Origin of the sequence: Pseudoalteromonas sp. RW-H-Ap-1 (assembly GCF_048318575.1) — a bacterium.
Classification (GTDB): domain Bacteria; phylum Pseudomonadota; class Gammaproteobacteria; order Enterobacterales; family Alteromonadaceae; genus Pseudoalteromonas.
In genome coordinates this window covers 2,009,528-2,029,796 of sequence record NZ_CP166996.1, presented here as the reverse complement: position 1 = coordinate 2,029,796, position 20,269 = coordinate 2,009,528, and the positions used below count along the sequence as shown (strand labels likewise).

The window sequence follows — 20,269 nt, the reverse complement described above, 5'->3', positions numbered from 1 at the left end:
GCAGGTGGTAAACCTAGGTCAGTTGTTTGGCGAGCTAAAAACGTGCTTAAAAAAAGATCAATTCAGTTTTAAAAAGCGTCTTCATGGCGTTAAAAAAATCACCGACGAGGCAAAGCTTACCAGTGCGCTTGAAAAAATTGCGGCTGATATTAGTCGTAGTCAAACGCTTCGAGAGCAGCGCTTAGCTGGGCTACCTAAAGTTACTTATCCTGAGCTATTACCTGTTAGTCAAAAAAAAGACATCATTAAAGAGGCCATTGCTAATAATCAAGTGGTGATTATTGCAGGTGAAACCGGCTCAGGTAAAACCACACAAATACCTAAGATGTGTTTAGAGCTAGGCCGAGGCGTTGAGGGCTATATTGGTCATACCCAACCAAGGCGTTTAGCAGCACGCAGCGTTGCCAACCGTATTGCAGAAGAAATGCAATGTGAGCTTGGTCAGCAAGTCGGTTTTAAAATTCGTTTTAGCGATCAGGTATCTAATAACAGTTACATCAAACTGATGACCGACGGTATTTTATTAGCTGAAATACAACAAGACCGATTTTTAAATCAATACGACACCATTATTATTGATGAAGCGCATGAACGTAGCTTAAACATTGACTTTATTTTAGGTTATCTTAAAAATTTACTCCCAAAACGCCCCGATTTAAAAGTTATTATCACCTCAGCAACAATCGACCCTGAGCGCTTTTCTAAGCATTTTGATGATGCACCTATTATTGAAGTATCAGGAAGAACGTTTCCAGTTGATGTACGCTATAACCCAATTAGTGATATTCAAAAAGAAGATATGGAAGCCGAAGGCGACCAACTTCAGGGGATTTTTGATGCGGTAGATGAACTTTGCGCCGAAGGTCCTGGCGATATTCTAATCTTTTTAAATGGTGAGCGAGAAATTCGCGATACCGCTGATGCACTAAGCAAGCGTAATTTAAAACACACTGATGTATTACCTTTGTATTCAAGGCTATCGAACGCTGAGCAAAACCGTATTTTTGCACCGCATTCGCGCCGTCATATTATACTCTCTACCAACGTCGCTGAAACATCACTAACAGTACCTGGTATTCGTTATGTTATTGACCCTGGAACTGCGCGAATTAGTCGTTATAGTTATCGCACAAAAGTGCAACGTTTACCTATAGAGCCTATTTCGCAAGCCAGTGCTAATCAGCGAATGGGCCGGTGTGGCCGTGTTGAGGCGGGTATTTGTATTCGTTTATATTCAGAAGATGACTTTTTATCGCGTCCTGAATTTACTGATCCTGAAATATTACGTACTAATTTAGCATCAGTTATTTTGCAAATGTTAGCCCTTGGACTGGGCGATATGGCGCAATTTCCTTTTGTGCAAGCCCCGGATAGCCGCAATATTAATGATGGTTTAACGTTGCTTGAAGAATTACAAGCAGTAAAAGCGGCTAAGCGTGATCAAAAAACCAGCCTAACACAATCTGGGCGGGAGCTAAGTCGTTTGCCGGTTGACCCGCGTTTAGCAAAAATGGTGCTAACTGCACATAAACTGGGTGCATTGCGTGAGGTGATCGTCATTGTCGCTGCGCTCTCAATTCAAGATCCCCGCGAGCGACCACAAGAAAAACGCCAAGCCGCAAATGAAAAACATGGTCGCTTTGACGATCCAGACTCTGACTTTATCGCCTTTTTAAACCTGTGGAATTACCTTGAAGAGCAGCAAAGTGAGCTGACCAACAGCCAGTTTAGAAAGCTATGTCAAAAAGACTTTTTAGCCTATATGCGTATTCGTGAATGGCAAGATATCGTTTATCAAATCAGCACTGTGTGCAATGAAATGAAAATGAAAGCCACCACTAATGTTGCAGACAGCGAGCTTATTCACAAAGCACTCTTAAGTGGCATGCTCAGTCACATCGGTTTTAAAGACGAAAAGCAGCTATATAAAGGTGCGCGTAATAGCCAATTTCATATTTTCCCAGGCTCGGGATTATTTAAAAAGAGTCCAAAATGGATGATGTCGGCTGAGTTGGTGGAAACCAGTAAACTCTATGCTCGTATTAATGCCAAAATTGATGTGAACTGGGTAGAGCCGTTTGCTCAGCATTTAGTAAAACGCAGCTACACAGAGCCTCATTGGGAGAAAAAGCCCGGTGCGGTGATTGCCTTTGAGCAACAAACTTTGTATGGCTTATTAATTGTTAATAAGCGCCGCTGTGTTTACAGCAAAATTGACCCAAAAGTGAGCCGTGAGTTGTTTATTCGCACAGCGCTGGTTGAACAAGAGCTGGGGCTCAATGAAGGGTTTTTACAATATAACCGCGAATTAATTGAAGATATTCAAGTGCTTGAGAATAAATCTCGTAGGCGCGATATTTTAGTTGATGAGCAAACCTTATTTGAGTTTTACGAGAAAAAAATACCGAACGACATTAATAATCGTGCTGCGTTTATTAAGTGGTATAAAACACAAAAGCAGCAAGACAAACACTATCTGCACATGACGCGTGAAGAGCTCATGCAGCATGGTGCAAGTAGCATTACCGAATTTGACTATCCAGATACATGGCAACAAGATAATTTAATGCTGCCGCTTACTTATCATTTTGATCCTGGCCAAGCGGTTGATGGCGTTGCAGTACAAATACCGGTTGCGCTATTAAACCAAGTACAAGAAAGTGGTTTTGATTGGCATATACCGGCATTTCGTCATGAGCTAATTTGTGGGTTAATTAAGTCATTGCCAAAATCACTTCGCCGTAACTTTGTCCCTGCGCCTAATTATGCCGACGCGGTGTTAGCGGCCATAGAGCCTCTACAAGGCTCGTTAATCGACTCACTAAGTAATCGATTATTGCGCATGACTGGCGTGCGAGTCGACCCTGAGGCGTGGGATTTAACAACCCTTGCTCCTCATTTAAGATTGCAGTTTGAAGTACGTGATGAAAATGATCAACTTCTTGCCCGTGGGCTCGATTTAGCTAAGCTAAAAGCGCAGCTTCAAGGTAAAGTGACAGACACCTTATCTAAAGTTGCCGACAAAGGCATAGAAAAAACCGATTTAACCCAGTGGGATTTTGGTGAGTTACCAACATCCTATGTGAAAAAGCAAGGTCAATACGAAATTAAAGCTTACCCAGCGTTAGTGGATAAAAAATCAACGGCCGCAGTAGAGCTATTCGATAACGAAATAAAAGCGCAATTAGCGCACCAGCAAGGTTTACGTCGTTTAGTACTGTTAAACGTGCCATCACCAATTAAATACCTGCAGCAAAACCTACCAAACAAAGCTAAATTAGGGTTGTACTTTAATCCTTTTGGTAAAATTGCCGATTTAATTGATGACTGCATCGCATCAGGCGTTGATAGCCTATTAGTTAAATATGGTGATATTCGCACAAGTGATGCATTTGAAACGGTTAAAGAGCATATTCGCGGCGAGTTAGGCGATATCGTTGTGGCCATTGCTACCCAGGTTGAGCAAGTACTGAGTATCGCGCATGCACTACATAAAAAAATGAAAGGGCGTGTAGATTTAACTATGATCACCGCTCACGGGGATATTAAGTCTCAGCTAGAGTCACTTATTTTTAAAGGCTTTGTCAGTCAGCATGGGGCAGACAAACTAGGCGATTTAATTCGTTACTTAAAAGCGATTCAAAAACGCTTAGAAAAACTACCTGTTGACCCAAATCGTGATAGATTATGTGTGCTAGAGCTTGAAAAAGTAGCGCAAGAATATAAAAAACTGACAAATAAAACACCTAAAGGAATACCATTGCCTACAGATGTTGAGGCTATTTTTTGGATGCAGCAAGAATTACGCGTATCCTTATTTGCACAAACCTTAGGTACACCTTATCCGATTTCAGCAAAACGTGTATTAAATGCGATAAAAGAAATTGAATAATCTCTTTATTCTCTATTAAGCTAAGTAAGTTAACAGAGGGACTGACTTGAGAAGGAAATGACATAGCTATGTCCTCATTACTAAAACACAAAGCGCGGCAGTTGTTAGTGGTTGATGATGAGTATTTCAATTTTGAAATACTCAAAGCAGGGTTAGCATCAACATTTGATTTGAGCTATGCTGATTCTGGTAAAAGTTGTTTAGCATCTGCGATTGCTAATCCGCCCGATATTATTTTGCTCGATGTGTGTATGCCAGGACTCGATGGTTATGATACCTGTCGCATACTTAAGCACACGCCAGAGACAAAAAACATTCCGGTGGTGATGATATCTGGACTTGAGTCGGAGCTTGAACAACAAGCTGGCTTTGACGCAGGGTGTGATGCTTACGTTGTAAAACCTTTTTCTATCGCCGTACTACGAGAAAAAATTAATAATATTGTGTAGAGGGAATTATGTTTACCGAAGATAAGCGAAACTATAGACGTATGCAGGTTAACACGCCAGCGAAGTTAACCTCAATAGAGCCTGTTGCTGGGCTTAGTTATACTGGCACCTGCCTTGATTTAAGTGCAACGGGTCTTTCATTACAACTCGATGATTTATTAGAGCTTAACTCAATTTTATCGGTTGATATTGCATCAACACATCCGAGCATTGCACCGTTAAAAGCCACCGTTAAGGTAATACGTGCCAGCACAGAAGAGGATGGCACGATAACCGCAGGGCTCGAAATTGTAGAGTTTAACTAACTACTTAATTAGTTTTTAGTAAACCTTACAAATAAGCCCTTTAAGGTAAAAGCCTTCAGGATAGCTGCCTGCAATAGGGTGGTCAGCTGCTTGATTTAAGCGCTCCATGATCAATAAATCCTTACCTGCATCAAGGGCTGCATCTGCGACTACTTTTTGAAACAAGTTTTGTTCCATTAAACCAGAGCATGAGAATGTTAGTAGCGTGCCACCTGGCTTTAAAATTTGCATCGCAATCATATTGATGTCCTTGTAACCGCGACACGCCCCAGTTAACTGCGCTTTGTTATCGGCAAATTTAGGCGGGTCCATGACGATCGTATCAAACATCACCCCGTCTTCACGGTATTGGCGTAATAATTTAAAGACATCTTGTTTTACAAAGTCGACTTTATTTAAATCAAGGTTGTTATGCTCAACATTGCGCTTTGCTGTATCAAGTGCTGGTTGTGAAACATCAACATTGGTTACATGTTTACAGCCACCGCGCAGGGCATAAAGAGAAAAAGTACCTGTATAACTAAAGCAATTTAATACGGTTTTATCTTTTGAAAAACGCTCCAGTGCAGCACGACTATCTCGTTGATCTAAATAAAAGCCAGTTTTATGGCCTTCCATTATATCAACTTCAATCTTTAAGCCATTTTCTTCAATTATGACAGGTTCAGTAGGTTCGTTCCCCCAAAGCACGCCCTTAATAGGCTCAAGCCCTTCTTTGGTTCGAACATCTACATCTGAGCGCTCATAAATAGTAGAGCCTGGGAAAATAGCCATTAAAGCGCCAACAATTTCACCTTTGTGACGTTCTGCACCTGCGCTTAGTAATTGACACACAAGAACATTATCAAACTTATCTATAGTAATACCGGGTAAGTAGTCTGATTCTGCTGCACATAATCTAAAGCCGGTAAGTCCACCTTCTTCAATTGCATGGCTGCGAGCTTCTAAAGCACGGCGAAGACGGCGCTCAAAGAAATGTTGATCAATCACTTCTTTTTCGTCAAAGCTCCAAACACGAGCACGTATTTGTGAATGAGGACTGTAAGCTGCGGTGGCCAAAAACTTACCTTCACTGTCGTGTATGGTTACCGTGTCACCTAATCCAGGTTTACCTTTAATTTTTTTGATGGCTTTAGAAAATAACCAAGGGTGTTTTCTTTTTAATGATTTATCGCGACCAGCTTGCAGGTAAACGGCAGATGACATAGGGCTTCTCTGTAGTAATAAATAAGTGCTGTATTTTAGTCAAGGCTCGCGCAACATACAATGAATGTTTTGCAAGGGGCTTATAAATCGCGGTAAAGTAGCCATTATTAACTCGTTTAAATAGATTTTTGGAAGTTCGGTGGACAATTCAGCTCTTAGCCCCTCATTACAGCAACTTAATCAGCAATGCAGAGACTTTATAACATCCTTAGTACATGCCGATGTAGCCCATGATATTACCCATATTGAACGGGTAGTACGTGTTGCAGTGCAGTTATGTATGGCAGAGCAAGCTGATATGGCCATTGTATTGCCTGCAGCTTGGTTGCATGATTGTGTTGCGGTGGCAAAAAATCACCCAGACAGAGCAAAAGCATCAACGATGGCAGCCGATAAAGCGATTAACTATTTAGCGTCTATTGGCTATGATGAAGCGCTATTTGATGATATTCACCATGCCATTGCCGCACATAGTTTTAGCGCCAATATTGCTATTAAAACGGTGGAAGCACAGATTGTACAAGATGCAGATAGAATGGATGCCTTGGGTGCTATTGGCGTAAGCCGCTGTATGAAAGTAGGCGGCTCTATTAGCCGATTATTATACAACCCAGATGATCCATTTTGTTTAAACCGAGAAGCAGACGATAAAAAGTACACCCTAGATCATTTTTTTATTAAATTACTGCATATTGCCCAGAGTATGAATACTCCTTCTGCAAAAGCCGAAGCACAAAGACGCACTGCGTACATGCACGACTTTTTAGCTCAGCTTAAATCTGAAATTGGTGAACAACGCGATGACACCTAAACTTTCGGGAATTGATCATTGTCATTTAAATGTTCAAAGCCTCAACCAAGCTGTTGATTGGTATAAAAAGGTGCTCGGTTTTAGCGTAGTAAGGGAATTAGCATTTTGGAATGCAGAGGGAAAAGGCCCTTTGACACTCGAAGATGAAAATGCCACTACACGATTAGCTTTATTTGAAGGCGATAGGCGAAGTAAAGGAATCGCTTTTGCTGCGACAGGGGAGCAATTTGTTATGTGGCTTAAGCATCTTAAGCAGCATCAAGTGAAAACCATATTGGCTGATCATGGCGTGACTTTTTCTATGTATTTTAAAGACAATAGTGGTAATAGCCATGAAATCACTTCTCATGATTATAATGTCATAAAAGCGCAACTCGAGAGCTAGCGGCTTTTTTAGTAAAACTTCAACAGTTAAAATAGCCAAGGGTAGATTTATGATCCATCGTTTAGCCTATTTAGTATCGAGCAATATTAAAACGATACCTACTAACTGGTTTTTTCTCTTACGAATTAACTTATTAAGCTAATAGAGAAAGTTTTATTTTATAATAACTTATAGGCACTTTAGATTGTTAGATTATACGTTAAGAAGAAGCCGTCGGCGAAAAACTGTGGCTATTAAAGTCGCACAAAAAGAGCTTACAGTTTATGCACCTCATTTTGTAACGAAAACACAAATTAATGAATGGCTGTTAAGTAAACAGGGCTGGATTGATGCTCAGTTACATAAGCAACAAATTCAAGCCGATACACGACAGTTTCCACTTAAAACCCATAGCATTAAATTATTTAATGAAGCTGTTAATGTGCAATTTGAAAACGCAGAACGCACTCAATGGCAGCAGCACAATGAAAGCCAAACACTGTTACTGAGTCTTTCTTCACGTGTGAAGCACCAAACGCAAATGTATCAAAGTTTGCTAGAGCAGTTTTTGCATGAGAAATTAGAAAGTTATATTGAAATGCGAGTAAATTACTATTGTAAGCTGATGAGTGAAAAGCTGCCGAGTAATATTCGTATTCAATTGTATAAGCGTCGCTGGGGCAGTTGTAACCGTAGGCGTGAGCTTACCTTTAATTTACAGCTTGCAGGCGCACCTACATGGATAATTGACTATGTAATTGTGCATGAGTTAGCGCATTTAAAGTATTTAAATCACAGTGCACAGTTTTGGCATCGTGTAGGATTATTTTATTCAGAACACAAAAAAGCAAGCGCTTGGTTAAATAAGTATGGTATGAGTTTACAATGGGTGTTTGAATAGTAAGAAAATAAACGAGGTAAAAAAGAGAAGTGGTGGAGGGAGCTGGATTCGAACCAGCGAAGGCTGAGCCGTCAGATTTACAGTCTGATCCCTTTGGCCGCTCGGGAACCCCTCCACACTAATTTTTATTGCATTTGGCCCCACTTAACTTAGCCTAAGAAAAGTGGTGGAGGGAGCTGGATTCGAACCAGCGAAGGCTGAGCCGTCAGATTTACAGTCTGATCCCTTTGGCCGCTCGGGAACCCCTCCAATGCAACGCGGCAGATAATAGCAAACTTCTTATTTAAGTAAAGAAAAAAGCTAAAGAAAATTCAAATTTAGCCGATAAATACTTATTAATTAGTTAAATAGGCTAAAGTCTATGCAGATTGGTGATTTGTTAATCACAGAGAGTCAATTAAAAACACGACTCAATAAAAGTGTGCATGAAAGCCGTCGGGGTGAATTTGCTCTTTTATTAGCAATGCTATCTCATGATGCGCTCGATTTTAGTGAGTTTCACTTACCTAAAAGTGATGCAAGTGGTTATCAAGCTGATGAAGAGACCTTGCGTAAACAATTAGGTGCGGGCCCAAAGCAGTCATTGGCGCCTGAGAGTTTTAATATGTTAATTGGCAAAAATAACACTGAGCTTTTAGCAAAAATGGGAAGCGCCGAAGGGATGAGTGAGATAAAGTTAACTCAGTGCTTAAAACCTGAGCCATTTAATATTCGTGATGATAAAAACCACATTCCACTTAACGTAATTGATAACTGTGAATTAGCGGTACGTCGACGAATTCAAAATACCAACACCGAGCTATCAAACCCTCAAATGGATGCGGTGGCATTTTATGATGATTTACAAAATGATGCCCTCCACCAGCCATTGCATTTGTTTAGTGCTTAATTGAATTTCATTAAATGCTATTTCTTAGGCGCCATTGGATTGTAATAAACCGTGTTTATATTAGTGGTTTTATAGGTGCTTTATGTTAATAACAGATTTAATATAAAAAAAGCATCCAAAATTTAAATGCAATTGCTATAATGGCGCAAATGGTATGACATTAAATGCCATTATCATTAAACCAAGGTAATTAGGAACGTAATGAAGAAAACATTCACGCTGAATCATGAGAAAATCAAATACCCTCGTATGGTTGATGCTGCAAAGCATGAAGTGAAAAAATATTTGAAAAGAGAACGTAATAAAACTTTACCTGTTGATGCCGACTACTGGGCATTCGATTGTAAGTTTGGTAACACGGCTGAAGAAGCCCAAGTTGTTCACGTTGCTGAAATTAACAATCACATCAGTGAAATAGAAAAGCAAGGTTTAACCTCTTTTTACTTAGAGATTTTAGCAAGACCTGCGCAGCGTCAAGACTTCGATGAAGGTGATGACGAATAAAACGCTAAGTTGCGTTTAGTGTAGTTTTTGAAAATGGGCCAAGTGGCCCATTTTTTGTGGCTGTTATTTATACACTATGACACTTTTTATACTTTTTATTACTGCCGCAAGGGCAAGTATCATTACGTTTTACTTTAATATCGGCAACCGGCTTAATCTCACCATCAAGGTATCGCCACTGTTCATCTTCTTTGATAAACCTTGAATGCTCTGCTAACTCGCAATATAGATCTTGATAAAAGTAATGAGCTTTAAACTTTACAAACCCAGTATCTTCATCAAAGCCAGAATCTAAAACGGTTAAGTTTACAAAGCGGCAGCTAGTTGCAAAGTCTTTAATTTCTGATAGTGAGTTTTCAGCTTGTTTTTCCTTTGCGTAACTATCACGAACAAAAGCTGCATTTTTAACAGCATAAGCACTATAGCGAGCTCGCATAAGTTGCTCTGGTGTTTGCGGCTGTTTGATTTTTAAATGAAAAGGTTCACAGCAATCAGCATATAGTTGCTGACTGCTACAAAAACATAGTAGGGCGTTAGAGGTCATAATAAATGTACTGTGTATTAAAACGCTAGTTTACCAAGCTTATTGCGTTAGTGAAATCTCAGCTTGGGCGCTTTTTTTGCTAAAGCAATATAGCTTAGTGCGTGTATGGCTCAGGTTTAATGATAACTGTGACAGCTGTTGATTATTTATTATGTCAGTCCAGGTGATCACCGCGGCAAAATTACCATTATGAAGTGCAGAGCTTAAAACATACTCTAAATTAACTAAGTGCTTTTGGCGTATAACTAGTAATTTACTGGTATCAATTGAGCATGAATCAAGTAACGCTTTACTAGGTACATGGTCTGGCGCAATTAAAAGTGTCCATGCATTTAAGCTATTGTATTGGTGTAATACTTTTAATAACTCAAACGTTGCTGAAATCTCATCTTCAATTTGCACAACGTTAACACAATCTGATTGGTCATCTTGTTGGTAGCTCTTAACTGTTCTTACGGTAATAGGCTGTAACATAATCGTCTCACTCACTGGGTTTTTATACAGTACACGTATACAGTAGTTTATACAGTTGTTTGGTGCAAGTGTTTTTTGCTATTTTTTGTACAGTTATTCAGTTGAGCACGATAATTAAATTATTTAAAAATAAATAATTCATATATAACAAAAAAATTATAAATTTAGGGGATAAATTCTTTTGGCGTTAGCTTTTTAATTTCTAACTAAATAAATCTTTAAATGCAGGGGATATACAGTAGTTAAAAAATTAAGCGTTGTTGCATTTAACTTATAAACGCTTAATTAATTTACAGATAGAATGAGTTACTAGGTAGTAAAACTATTTTTCGTGACTTATAGGGATCAAATGTGAAAATTGTAACTGATGAATTTGTTCATATAAACTGGCAGCATAACATTGGGCGTCTTTAAGTCGTTTAGTACTAATGTGCTTACGTATATCGCTCATTGCTTCTACTGCTGGATCATACCCTTGGCTACTAGCTAGGCTAAGCCACGCAGCCCCATGAAATACGCTTTGTGGTACGCCTTGTCCTTTAATAAAAAACAGCCCTAAGTAAAACTGTGCACGATAGTTTCCTGCCATTGCTGCTAAACGCATCCATTTTGCAGCTAAGGCGCCTTGTTCATTTTTAAGGTAATAAAGGGCTTTATTTAATGTGTCTTGATCTGTGTTTTTAGAGCTCGCAGGGAGATTTGCATCGCTTGGTTGCGTTACAAAAGAAAGAATGTTGTCTAATTGTTGCTCTAAATCTTGGCCACTTGGTGTCGTTTTGATCATGCTACTTCGTTTGTTATTTTAATCACTTAGCTAGTTTAGTATATAGCAAGGTAAAATGTCCTGTAAAAAGTTATTTTTATGCTAAAATCTCGCCACTTTTTACAACCACAAGTTTATTATGCTCGAAGCCTTATTCAAAATCCGTGCAAATGATTCTTCGGTTCGCCGTGAATGTATTGCCGGTATGACTACATTTATTACGATGGTTTATATCGTATTCGTTAACCCAGCTATGCTTGCAGAAGCAGGTATGGACCAAGGTGCTGCCTTTGTTGCCACCTGTATTGCCGCTGCAATAGGGTGTTTTATTATGGGTTTGTGGGCTAATTATCCACTGGCATTGGCACCGGGAATGGGATTAAATGCATTTTTTACCTATGGTGTGGTGTTAGGTATGGGCTATAGCTGGCAAGCAGCGCTGGGCGCGGTGTTTATGTCAGGGTGTATATTTTTAATATTGAGCCTGTTTAAGGTGCGAGAGTGGATAATAAATGCCATCCCGCTGGTGCTCAAACAAGCAATAGCAACGGGTATTGGTGCATTCTTGGCACTTATCGCGCTGAAAAGTGCAGGTATTATTGTATCAAGCCCAGCAATACTTGTGCAGCTAGGCGATATAACGTCACCGGGTCCGCTATTAGCTATTTTTAGCTTTTTTGTTATTGCAGCATTACTTTATCGCGACTTTAAAAGCGGCGTGCTTATTAGTATTTTGCTTGTCACCGCGATTGCAGTGTCGATGGGGTTAGTTGAATATCATGGTGTTGTTGCAATGCCACCTTCAATAATGCCGACGTTTATGCAACTTGATTTTAGTGCTGCTTTTGAACTGTCTATGTTGAGTGTTATTTTTGCGTTTCTATTTGTTGATTTATTTGATACCTCAGGCACGTTGGTAGCGGTTACTCAAAAAGCGGGCCTAGCAGATAAAAACGGCAATATGCCGCGCTTGGGTCGCGCATTAAGCGCTGACAGCACTGCAACCATTGCCGGTGCAATGCTAGGTACTTCAACAACAACGTCTTACATAGAGTCTGTAGCAGGGGTATCAGTGGGTGGTCGAACGGGCTTAACGGCTGTGGTTGTAGGTTGCTGTTTTTTATTGATGATGTTTTTTGCACCTTTGGCACAAATGGTACCCGCATACGCAACAGCAGGGGCAATCTTATATGTATCTGTTTTAATGCTACAAAACTTAAAGTTTGTAAACTGGGATGATATGACCGACGCAATTCCAGTGAGTGTCGTATTATTAATGACACCATTGACCTTCTCAATTGCACACGGTATTGCACTGGGTTTTATTTCTTATACAGCGGTTAAAGTCCTGTGCGGTAAAAAAGATCAAATAAGTATTAGTGTTTGGATTTTAACAGCACTGTTTATTATTAAGTTTGCATTTTTATCTTAATGCTTCTGTTAAATAGCTAGATTTAGTCTGGGTACGTAAATTTATATAGTGACTAAATTTCAGCTATAAAAAAGCCCATACAATTGTATGGGCTTTTTTATTGGGTAACGAATTACCATTTCTTTTTCGGTGCAAACAATACGTCTAAATCATCTTGCTCTTGTTCGTTCTTTTTCTTCAATGATGTAGCATTTGATGCCTTTAGTTCACTGCTTATTGTTTCTAGATAACCTTCAACTTCAGCTCTTTTTGCAGTAATGTAATCATCATTAAATGACACACTGTTTAGCGTCGTCGATGCTTTTTCAAAGTACTGCCTAGCAGAGCCTATCATACCGGCTGTTTGTGCTGCTAGACCACGTTTTATTTGGCTTTCAATGTTGATTCTTAGTTGTAGCTTTTCAAGGCGTTTGTCTTCTGCAATAAACGCTTGGCTTTCAACTTTACCCTTGTTGTGCTCAGAACGGATAATAGTGCGTAATTTTTTTATGCCTTGTATCAGTGATATCAGTTGTTTGTCATTACCTGGTAATACAAAACCATCAGAGCCATCTTGAATCGGGTTTTGCAGTCGCTCTTTTGCTTCTTTTAAGCGGTTTTTAAGGGCGCTACCACCGCTTGAAATAGACACCATATTACTTAGTGCATCATGAATACGACGTTGTAATATTCGCTGAGTTGCCTCTGAGAGTGGAATATTAGCGCTATTCATTAACGCCTCTTCAGTTTCTTCAATGATAGCTTTTTGTTTTGTTAGCTCTTTACGTCGTTCAGCTTCTTGTTTTTCTTTATGTTGTTGAACAGCACTAACCCACAGTGCAATGACGATAAGCGCAACAATTAGTACAATTATAATGGAAACGATCATGTTATAATTCTCAAATTCTTAACCTTATCCTCTAATCTTACATTAAATATATAAAAGGTGGGAAACTTTGCGCTGATTAACTAAAAAAAGTACCAATATAAAGCGTTTAAATCTTAATATGTTATGTTTAGTTTACTGATAATCATTGCTACCTCAACTTTACTTATTGTGTTAACCTGAAATTTCAATAAATTAATTGTTATATTGTGTAACTTTAATCAGCCTTTTATATAGTTAGTTACCTATTAATTATAGGGTGCGCTTTAATCTGTCAATGTGAATTATAACGAAACTACATAGCCATGAAATTACAACAACTTAGATATATCGTAGAAGTTCAAAATCATAAATTAAATGTTTCAGCTACCGCTGAGAGTTTATTTACCTCCCAGCCTGGTATTTCTAAGCAAGTACGTATGTTAGAAGATGAACTAGGTGTACAAATTTTTGGCCGTAGTGGTAAACATTTAACTCACGTTACAGGTGCTGGCGAAGAAATCATTAATATATCGCGAGAAATACTCTCAAAAGTTGAGGGCATTAAAGCGGTGGCTAATGAACACACGCTGCCCGATCAAGGTAAACTTAATATTGCGACTACGCACACTCAAGCACGTTATGCGTTACCAAGCGTAATTAAAGGCTTTACCCAAAAATACCCAGCAGTGTCATTGCATATGCACCAAGGTACCCCGCAGCAAATATCGGATGCAGCTGCCCGCGGTGATGCAGATTTTGCCATTGCTACCGAAGCACTGCACTTGTATTCAGACTTAGTAATGTTGCCCTGTTATCACTGGAATCGCAGTATTGTGGTTGCTAAAGATCACCCCCTTGCGGAAAAAGTCGATAACTTAACAGTGGCAGATATAGCGCAGTATCCTTTGATCACTTATGTATTTGGTTTTACTGGTCGTTCTGAGCTTGATAAAGCATTTAACGCCTATGGGCTCGAGCCACATATTGTATTTACCGCCACCGACGCCGATGTTATTAAAACGTATGTGCGCTTGGGGTTAGGTGTCGGTGTGGTCGCATCTATGGCAATTGATCAGGTAAACGACAGCGACTTAGTGTGCATTGATGCTAGCCATTTATTTGAAGCGAGTACGACTAAAATTGGTTTTAGAAAAGGCAGCTTTTTACGTACCTACATGTATGACTTTATCGAACGTTTTGCACCGCATTTAACCAAAGAGCGAGTAGAGCGAGCAAGTTTGCTGCGAAATCAAGACGATGTTGATAAATTATTTGCTGATATCGAATTACCGGTTAAATAACAGCTACACAGTAATGAAAAAGCCGCTTAGTTTTGCAACTAAGCGGCTTTTTTATGCTTTCTAATTAACACTCGATAATATCAACACTCGATAATGTTAACAGCTAATCCACCGCGAGCGGTTTCTTTGTATTTTGTTTTCATATCGTTACCGGTATCGAGCATGGTTTTAATTACTTTATCAAGCGATACTTTTTGTTCTCCACTGCCGCGAATAGCAAGGCGAGAGGCATTAATTGCTTTAATAGCGCCCATTGCATTTCGTTCAATACAGGGTACTTGCACTAAGCCGCCCACAGGGTCACAGGTCAACCCTAAGTTATGTTCCATGCCAATTTCAGCGGCATTTTCCACGTGTACCACGTTACCACCAACAATTTCAGTCAGCGCACCAGCTGCCATTGAACAGGCAACACCAACTTCACCTTGGCAACCCACTTCAGCACCCGAGATAGAGGCATTTTTTTTGTATAAAATACCAATAGCGGCCGCGGTTAATAAATACCGAGTAGCAATGTCGCGATCAACTTCTTTGATAAAAGTATGATAGTACATTAATACGGCTGGTAGAATACCAGCTGCACCATTTGTTGGTGCAGTAACCACACGACCGCCTGCTGCATTTTCTTCATTTACTGCTAATGCGAATAAATCCACCCAATCCATAGCGCGAAGTGGATCGTTACTCACCTCTACATTGAGTTTTAAATATAAACTTGGTGCACGGCGTTTTACTTTCAACCCACCGGGTAAAATACCTTCGGTGCGCATACCACGTTCAATACAGGCCTTCATTACTTGCCAAATATTAAATAGCTCGTCTTTAATGGCTTCTTCACTACGTAAGGTTTTTTCGTTTTTCATCATTAACGTTGATACGCTATAACCCGATTCTTTACACATTTCGAGTAATTCTTTAGCCGACCCAAACGGGAACGGGGCAGGGTTTTCTTCACGTATATCTAACGCAGCTTGTTTCTCTTTTTCAAACTCTTCATCTGTAACAATAAACCCGCCACCAATAGAGTAGTAAATTTTGCTATATACTTTTTCGCCATTGTTATAGGCAATAATTTCCATTGCGTTGGAATGTTTAGGGAGTGTTTTTCTGCGATGAAAAACAATAGCGCCTTGTTTAGGGAATTTAGCTTTATGAGTTTGGTTAAGGTAAATAACCTGCTCACTTTCTATTTTTGCTAAAATGTCGTCCACCAAATCGGCATCTATGGTTTCAGGATCATAACCGGCTAGGCCAAGGATCACTGCTTTTCCCGAACCATGACCAACACCTGTTTGCCCCAGTGAGCCGTAAAGCTCTACTTTTACATCGGTCACATTTGCTAATAGCTGTTGCTCATCTAGGTCATTAACAAATAAGCGTGATGCACGCATTGGGCCGACGGTATGTGACGATGAAGGGCCAATACCAATGCTAAACATGTCAAATGCACTGATCATAATGTGTGTCTCTACTTAGTTTTCTCAGCATTAAGCTGTTCTTTGAACGGTCGACTATAATAACGTGGAAATGCAGGTGTGTAACCCTTATTAGCAAAGATTTAAACTGGTATGGCGAGTTGCTTTGTAAAGTTTTTAATAATACTGGCCGTTGCTCCCCACAAAAGCCCGTGAGGAGTGATGAAGCCATTTAAAGTTAGGGTTCTTCCATTACGTTCAAAGGGGATTGGTTGCCAATTAGCTTCATTGTTCAGCGCTTTTATAGAGAGTAAAAAGCTGGCTTGTACTTCGTTGTGATCGTTCTCCCATACGGTTTCTTTTTTAATCAAGCCCACAAAAGGACGTATGGTAAATCCAGTAAGGGTAGAGTATTCCGGCAGCTGACCTAAAACCTGAACATTATGCGGGGCAATGTTTAGCTCCTCATGTAATTCACGTAGCGCTGTGGTGCGCAAGTTAACATCATCAATTTCAAACTTGCCACCTGGTAAGCAAATTTCTCCTGGGTGATGATGTAAATAGGTTGGTCGCTTACACAATAAAATATGTGCTTCGTTATCTATATCAATTAAAGGCAACATCACTGCACTGGCGCGCTTTTTTTTATTATCTTTGAGCTGATCCACGGCTAAACTGCGGTTTAATAGAAAACGAGCCGAAATGGTTTCACTATTCAAAGCAACCTTCATTTAATATAGGGAGTATTTTATTTACTTTATCGTATGTTTCTTGATATTCCAATTCGACTTTTGAATCAGCAACAATGCCACCGCCAGCCCAGCAATGTATTTGTTGTTGATGAGTAACTAAAGTTCGAATGGTAATACTGGTATCCATATTACCGCAGGCGCTGATATAGCCAATAGAGCCACAATAAATATTGCGTCTGTGCGGCTCAAGCTCTTCAATTATTTCCATGGCGCGTACTTTTGGTGCGCCAGTAATAGAGCCTCCAGGGAATGCGGCTTCAAGCTGATCGACTGCCGTTTTTCCTTCATCAAGGGTTGAGGTGACCGTACTTACCAAATGGTGTACCGCTGGAAAACTTTCAATAGCAAATAATGAGGGTACAACTACAGAGCCCGGTTTTGCGACTTTACCTAAATCATTTCGTAACAGATCCACTATCATTACATTTTCAGCACGGTCTTTAGTGGAGTTTGCCAATAATGTGGCTTGTTTAGCATCTTCTAAAGCATCGGCTTTACGTGGTAGCGTGCCTTTAATAGGTTTTGTTTCTACCTTGTTGTCATGCACAGCAATAAAACGCTCAGGTGATATTGATAAAATAGCGCCTTGCGGATGATTAACAAAACTAGAAAAAGGGGCTTTATTAGCTTGCGTTAATTTAACATAAGCGGTCCAAGGAGAACCTTGAAAACGTGCACTAAAACGTTGCGCTAAGTTAATTTGATAACAATCACCACTTTTTAAGTATTCTTCAATCGCGGCAAATTTTTCGCTATAACTCCTCTGACTCATATTTGACTGCCACTGTGATGTAAGCGAAAAGCTTTCGTGCTTAGGTGGTTGCGTTAAATATTGCTGATACAGCCAAAGGCGGTCTACATTTGGCTGCGAAACATAAAACCAAGTATCCAGTTGTTTATCGTAAATGAGTGCATCAAGGTAAAGTCCAACGGCCATCTGCGGTAAATCAATATCGTTTAAAGCACTGCTTGGCAGTTGCTCTATGGTACGGCCTAAGTCATAACCAAAATAACCAAGCCAGCCACCATTAAAGGGTAAATTGTGAGCGGCTTTTGTTGTATCAAGCTTTGCTAATTCATCGTTCATTTTTTCAAAGCAGCTTTTAGCACTCGCTTGGTTATTAAAAACAGTTTGATTATTTTTAACTTCCAGAGTGCTTTGGGGCTCAATAGCTATAATGTCAAAACGACTGTTAGTGTGATCGCTATCACCCGAATCTAGCAAAATAGCGTAGGACAAATGAGCAAAATGCGAAAATACCTCTATACAATTTTGTGATATGGCTAATTCAACACAATTTTTTTTATTGTTTAGCATTTACTACCCCTTTAAGAACTGGCTCCAAACGGGCTGGGAGGGTATCATAAGTCAAATTTTTTTGGCAGCGTTTAGTGAGCGCTGTGGTTGAAAACAGTTCGAACCACCGTCACGGGTTTGATAAAGATTACGTGCAGCGTGCGTAACAACAACTTAAGGAACCACTATGAGTACAATTCGTCAGCAAGACTTTATTGATAGCATTGAAGATGCCTTGCAATACATCTCGTTTTATCATCCTCTTGATTTTGTTCAAGCGCTAGAAAAAGCGTATAACAAAGAGCAAAGCAAAGCCGCTAAAGATGCGATTGCGCAAATCTTAATTAACTCGCGCATGTCGGCAGAAGGTAAGCGCCCGCTGTGTCAGGATACCGGGATCATCACCTGTTTTGTAAAAGTAGGTATGGATGTTAACTGGGATAAAACCGATTTAACAGTACAACAAATGGTTGATGAGGGGACGCGTCGTGCGTACTTAAATCCAGATAACCCATTGCGCGCATCGATTGTTGCCGACCCTGCGGGAACACGTAAAAATACTAAAGATAATACGCCATCAGTGGTGCACATTGACTTAGTTGCTGGCGATAAAGTTGAAGTGATGGTGGCTGCTAAGGGGGGTGGTTCAGAGAACAAAAGTAAAATGGTGATGTTAAACCCATCTGACGATGTGGCCGAATGGGTTGAAAAAACGCTACCAACAATGGGTGCGGGTTGGTGTCCACCAGGCATGCTAGGCATAGGTATTGGTGGCACGGCAGAAAAAGCAGCGGTAATGGCGAAAGAGTCATTAATGGATCCGGTTGATATTCATGAACTCATTGAGCGCGGCGCAGAAACAACAGAAGAAAAACTGCGTTTAGAAATTTTTGAACGTGCGAATAAATTAGGTATTGGTGCGCAAGGCCTTGGTGGGTTAACCACGGTTGTTGACATTAAAATTAAAACGGCGCCAACTCACGCGGCTTCAAAGCCAGTGGTTATGATCCCAAATTGTGCTGCTACGCGCCACGTACACTTTACGCTTGATGGTTCAGGCCCTGCGAATTTAAAAGCACCTAAATTAGAAGATTGGCCAGAAGTGACTTTCGAAGTCGGTGAGGGCACACGCCGTGTTAATTTAGATACCCTGACTAAAGAAGACACTAAAGAATGGAAAATGGGTGAAACCGTTTTACTCTCAGGTACTATTTTAACGGGTCGAGATGCAGCTCATAAGCGTCTGCAAGATATGATTAACTCAGGAGAAGGTTTACCTGAAGGTGTTGATTTTGATAACAAGTTTATTTACTACGTTGGTCCTGTGGATGCAGTAGGCGATGAAGCAGTAGGTCCTGCTGGCCCGACAACGGCTACTCGCATGGATAAATTTACCGACATGATGTTAGAAAAAACGGGCATCGTGGGAATGATTGGTAAAGCTGAACGAGGCCCTGCAACGGTTGAGTCTATTAAAAAGCATCAGTCAGTGTATTTAATGGCTGTGGGTGGTGCGGCTTACCTAGTATCTAAAGCAATTAAAAAAGCACGTGTTGTTGCCTTTGAAGATTTAGGTATGGAAGCTATCTACGAGTTTGAAGTAGAAGATATGCCAGTAACAGTTGCCGTTGACAGCGAGGGTGAAAATGCCCACACCCAAGGTCCTGCAATTTGGAAAGCAAAAATTGAAGAACTAGACAGCAAAATGAAGTAAGTCTAAAAAGCAATCATAAAAGCGAGCACCGTGTGCTCGTTTTTTTTATTTTTAAAATTAGCAGACACTTAAACACCTCAGACCAGTTTGTCCTGCGCAGACAGTTATTATATAACCTATTGTATTTTATGATGTAGTGTTCTTTTTCGAGATGTATGATTATGTTTACATATAACTTCGAGGTGACGTTCACGTAAGCGTAAGCTCTAACTGTGATGCTATTTTTAGCTTTTATACTTAATAAAATGATAATTGTTGAATTTTTTATGCTTATTTATCGCAATAAATCGTTTTATTTTTCTGTTGAGTGCGGCTTATTTGGTTTATCTACTCATAGTGTGGCGAACCATTAACTGAAGTGATAAAGTCTCGTCAATTTGTAGCGTGCTTGCCCTAAAGGGCTCATTAT

19 protein-coding genes and 2 tRNA genes are annotated in these 20,269 nt (G+C 40.0%); 11 read left to right on the top strand and 10 right to left on the bottom strand.

What is annotated here, in order from left to right; all coding sequences use genetic code 11:
- Positions 1 to 4: 4 nt before the first annotated feature.
- From hrpA to AB8618_RS09575, 3 genes are all read left to right on the top strand, one after another.
- Positions 5 to 3,892: an ATP-dependent RNA helicase HrpA gene (gene hrpA / locus AB8618_RS09585; RefSeq protein WP_413402448.1), complete on the top strand. Its 3,888-nt coding sequence runs from the start codon at positions 5 to 7 to the stop codon at positions 3,890 to 3,892.
- Positions 3,893 to 3,960: 68 nt separating this feature from the next.
- Positions 3,961 to 4,341, top strand: coding sequence for a response regulator (locus AB8618_RS09580; protein ID WP_008113026.1), 381 nt, complete (start codon positions 3,961 to 3,963; stop codon positions 4,339 to 4,341).
- 8 nt (positions 4,342 to 4,349) lie between these two features.
- Positions 4,350 to 4,646, top strand: a complete 297-nt coding sequence (locus AB8618_RS09575) for a PilZ domain-containing protein (RefSeq protein WP_010388503.1) — start codon at positions 4,350 to 4,352, stop codon at positions 4,644 to 4,646.
- 15 nt (positions 4,647 to 4,661) lie between these two features.
- Here AB8618_RS09575 and AB8618_RS09570 read toward each other — a convergent pair whose 3' ends face one another.
- Positions 4,662 to 5,852, bottom strand: a complete 1,191-nt coding sequence (locus AB8618_RS09570; RefSeq protein WP_413402445.1) for a class I SAM-dependent methyltransferase — start codon at positions 5,850 to 5,852, stop codon at positions 4,662 to 4,664.
- A gap of 139 nt (positions 5,853 to 5,991) precedes the next feature.
- On the opposite strand from AB8618_RS09570, the gene AB8618_RS09565 reads away from it, so the two are divergent.
- The 3 genes from AB8618_RS09565 (at position 5,992) to AB8618_RS09555 (ending at position 7,928) form a co-directional block, all read left to right on the top strand.
- A complete protein-coding gene (locus AB8618_RS09565) occupies positions 5,992 to 6,663 on the top strand; it encodes an HD domain-containing protein (protein ID WP_413402443.1) in 672 nt (223 codons plus the stop codon).
- The gene (locus AB8618_RS09560; RefSeq protein ID WP_413402441.1) at positions 6,653 to 7,048 is read left to right on the top strand and encodes a VOC family protein; all 396 of its coding nucleotides are present in this window, start codon (positions 6,653 to 6,655) and stop codon (positions 7,046 to 7,048) included. The genes AB8618_RS09565 and AB8618_RS09560 overlap by 11 nt, the downstream gene beginning before the upstream one ends.
- A 184-nt stretch (positions 7,049 to 7,232) precedes the next feature.
- Complete coding sequence (locus AB8618_RS09555; protein WP_409423379.1) at positions 7,233 to 7,928, top strand: M48 family metallopeptidase; 696 nt, start codon at positions 7,233 to 7,235, stop codon at positions 7,926 to 7,928.
- Between the two features lie 30 nt (positions 7,929 to 7,958).
- Here the strand turns inward: AB8618_RS09555 and AB8618_RS09550 are convergent.
- Together AB8618_RS09550 and AB8618_RS09545 are read right to left on the bottom strand one after the other, a co-directional pair.
- Positions 7,959 to 8,043 (bottom strand) — tRNA-Tyr (locus AB8618_RS09550).
- A 49-nt stretch (positions 8,044 to 8,092) separates the two neighbouring features.
- Positions 8,093 to 8,177: transfer RNA gene (locus AB8618_RS09545), tRNA-Tyr, on the bottom strand.
- 112 nt (positions 8,178 to 8,289) lie between these two features.
- Between AB8618_RS09545 and AB8618_RS09540 the strand changes: the two genes are divergently transcribed.
- Together AB8618_RS09540 and AB8618_RS09535 are read left to right on the top strand one after the other, a co-directional pair.
- On the top strand, positions 8,290 to 8,817 hold the full coding sequence (locus tag AB8618_RS09540) for a VC2046/SO_2500 family protein (protein ID WP_413402439.1): 528 nt from the start codon (positions 8,290 to 8,292) through the stop codon (positions 8,815 to 8,817).
- A gap of 201 nt (positions 8,818 to 9,018) precedes the next feature.
- Complete coding sequence (locus AB8618_RS09535; RefSeq protein WP_054201143.1) at positions 9,019 to 9,321, top strand: DUF6172 family protein; 303 nt, start codon at positions 9,019 to 9,021, stop codon at positions 9,319 to 9,321.
- Positions 9,322 to 9,388: 67 nt separating this feature from the next.
- Here the strand turns inward: AB8618_RS09535 and AB8618_RS09530 are convergent, their stop codons facing one another.
- The 3 genes from AB8618_RS09530 to AB8618_RS09520 form a co-directional block, all read right to left on the bottom strand.
- A complete protein-coding gene (locus tag AB8618_RS09530; protein ID WP_409423376.1) occupies positions 9,389 to 9,865 on the bottom strand; it encodes a YchJ family protein in 477 nt (158 codons plus the stop codon).
- A 39-nt stretch (positions 9,866 to 9,904) separates the two neighbouring features.
- Positions 9,905 to 10,339 (bottom strand): SulA-like leucine-rich domain-containing protein, encoded by a 435-nt coding sequence (locus tag AB8618_RS09525; protein ID WP_008465889.1) that lies wholly within the window; start codon positions 10,337 to 10,339, stop codon positions 9,905 to 9,907.
- Between the two features lie 322 nt (positions 10,340 to 10,661).
- Complete coding sequence (locus AB8618_RS09520) at positions 10,662 to 11,123, bottom strand: tetratricopeptide repeat protein (protein ID WP_413402436.1); 462 nt, start codon at positions 11,121 to 11,123, stop codon at positions 10,662 to 10,664.
- Between the two features lie 118 nt (positions 11,124 to 11,241).
- On the opposite strand from AB8618_RS09520, the gene AB8618_RS09515 reads away from it, so the two are divergent.
- Complete coding sequence (locus AB8618_RS09515; RefSeq protein ID WP_413402434.1) at positions 11,242 to 12,534, top strand: NCS2 family permease; 1,293 nt, start codon at positions 11,242 to 11,244, stop codon at positions 12,532 to 12,534.
- Positions 12,535 to 12,646: 112 nt separating this feature from the next.
- On the opposite strand, the gene AB8618_RS09510 is transcribed toward AB8618_RS09515, so the two are convergent.
- A complete protein-coding gene (locus tag AB8618_RS09510) occupies positions 12,647 to 13,402 on the bottom strand; it encodes a hypothetical protein (RefSeq protein WP_409423373.1) in 756 nt (251 codons plus the stop codon).
- Between the two features lie 302 nt (positions 13,403 to 13,704).
- Here AB8618_RS09510 and cysB point away from each other — a divergent pair, with 302 nt between their 5' ends.
- Positions 13,705 to 14,682, top strand: coding sequence for an HTH-type transcriptional regulator CysB (gene cysB, locus AB8618_RS09505; RefSeq protein WP_413402432.1), 978 nt, complete (start codon positions 13,705 to 13,707; stop codon positions 14,680 to 14,682).
- A gap of 80 nt (positions 14,683 to 14,762) precedes the next feature.
- On the opposite strand, the gene AB8618_RS09500 is transcribed toward cysB, so the two are convergent.
- The 3 genes from AB8618_RS09500 to pabB form a co-directional block, all read right to left on the bottom strand.
- On the bottom strand, positions 14,763 to 16,139 hold the full coding sequence (locus AB8618_RS09500; RefSeq protein WP_413402430.1) for an L-serine ammonia-lyase: 1,377 nt from the start codon (positions 16,137 to 16,139) through the stop codon (positions 14,763 to 14,765).
- Positions 16,140 to 16,240: 101 nt separating this feature from the next.
- A complete protein-coding gene (locus AB8618_RS09495; RefSeq protein WP_413402428.1) occupies positions 16,241 to 16,816 on the bottom strand; it encodes an NUDIX hydrolase in 576 nt (191 codons plus the stop codon).
- Positions 16,809 to 18,167, bottom strand: coding sequence for an aminodeoxychorismate synthase component I (gene pabB / locus AB8618_RS09490; protein ID WP_413402426.1), 1,359 nt, complete (start codon positions 18,165 to 18,167; stop codon positions 16,809 to 16,811). The genes AB8618_RS09495 and pabB overlap by 8 nt, the downstream gene beginning before the upstream one ends.
- Positions 18,168 to 18,333: 166 nt before the next feature.
- On the opposite strand from pabB, the gene AB8618_RS09485 reads away from it, so the two are divergent.
- On the top strand, positions 18,334 to 19,860 hold the full coding sequence (locus AB8618_RS09485; RefSeq protein WP_010388533.1) for a fumarate hydratase: 1,527 nt from the start codon (positions 18,334 to 18,336) through the stop codon (positions 19,858 to 19,860).
- The last annotated feature ends 409 nt before the right edge of the window (positions 19,861 to 20,269 follow it).

What these genes read in the sequence shown, in the direction of transcription:
- AB8618_RS09570 (WP_413402445.1), bottom strand. Translation starts at nt 5,852, where the DNA reads ATGTCATCTGCCGTTTACCTGCAAGCTGGTCGCGATAAATCATTAAAA.
- AB8618_RS09530 (WP_409423376.1), bottom strand. Translation starts at nt 9,865, where the DNA reads ATGACCTCTAACGCCCTACTATGTTTTTGTAGCAGTCAGCAACTATAT.
- AB8618_RS09520 (WP_413402436.1), bottom strand. Translation starts at nt 11,123, where the DNA reads ATGATCAAAACGACACCAAGTGGCCAAGATTTAGAGCAACAATTAGAC.
- AB8618_RS09575 (WP_010388503.1), top strand. Translation starts at nt 4,350, where the DNA reads ATGTTTACCGAAGATAAGCGAAACTATAGACGTATGCAGGTTAACACG.
- AB8618_RS09515 (WP_413402434.1), top strand. Translation starts at nt 11,242, where the DNA reads ATGCTCGAAGCCTTATTCAAAATCCGTGCAAATGATTCTTCGGTTCGC.
- AB8618_RS09500 (WP_413402430.1), bottom strand. Translation starts at nt 16,139, where the DNA reads ATGATCAGTGCATTTGACATGTTTAGCATTGGTATTGGCCCTTCATCG.
- AB8618_RS09485 (WP_010388533.1), top strand. Translation starts at nt 18,334, where the DNA reads ATGAGTACAATTCGTCAGCAAGACTTTATTGATAGCATTGAAGATGCC.
- pabB (WP_413402426.1), bottom strand. Translation starts at nt 18,167, where the DNA reads ATGCTAAACAATAAAAAAAATTGTGTTGAATTAGCCATATCACAAAAT.
- AB8618_RS09580 (WP_008113026.1), top strand. Translation starts at nt 3,961, where the DNA reads ATGTCCTCATTACTAAAACACAAAGCGCGGCAGTTGTTAGTGGTTGAT.
- AB8618_RS09560 (WP_413402441.1), top strand. Translation starts at nt 6,653, where the DNA reads ATGACACCTAAACTTTCGGGAATTGATCATTGTCATTTAAATGTTCAA.
- cysB (WP_413402432.1), top strand. Translation starts at nt 13,705, where the DNA reads ATGAAATTACAACAACTTAGATATATCGTAGAAGTTCAAAATCATAAA.
- AB8618_RS09525 (WP_008465889.1), bottom strand. Translation starts at nt 10,339, where the DNA reads ATGTTACAGCCTATTACCGTAAGAACAGTTAAGAGCTACCAACAAGAT.
- AB8618_RS09510 (WP_409423373.1), bottom strand. Translation starts at nt 13,402, where the DNA reads ATGATCGTTTCCATTATAATTGTACTAATTGTTGCGCTTATCGTCATT.
- AB8618_RS09540 (WP_413402439.1), top strand. Translation starts at nt 8,290, where the DNA reads ATGCAGATTGGTGATTTGTTAATCACAGAGAGTCAATTAAAAACACGA.
- AB8618_RS09535 (WP_054201143.1), top strand. Translation starts at nt 9,019, where the DNA reads ATGAAGAAAACATTCACGCTGAATCATGAGAAAATCAAATACCCTCGT.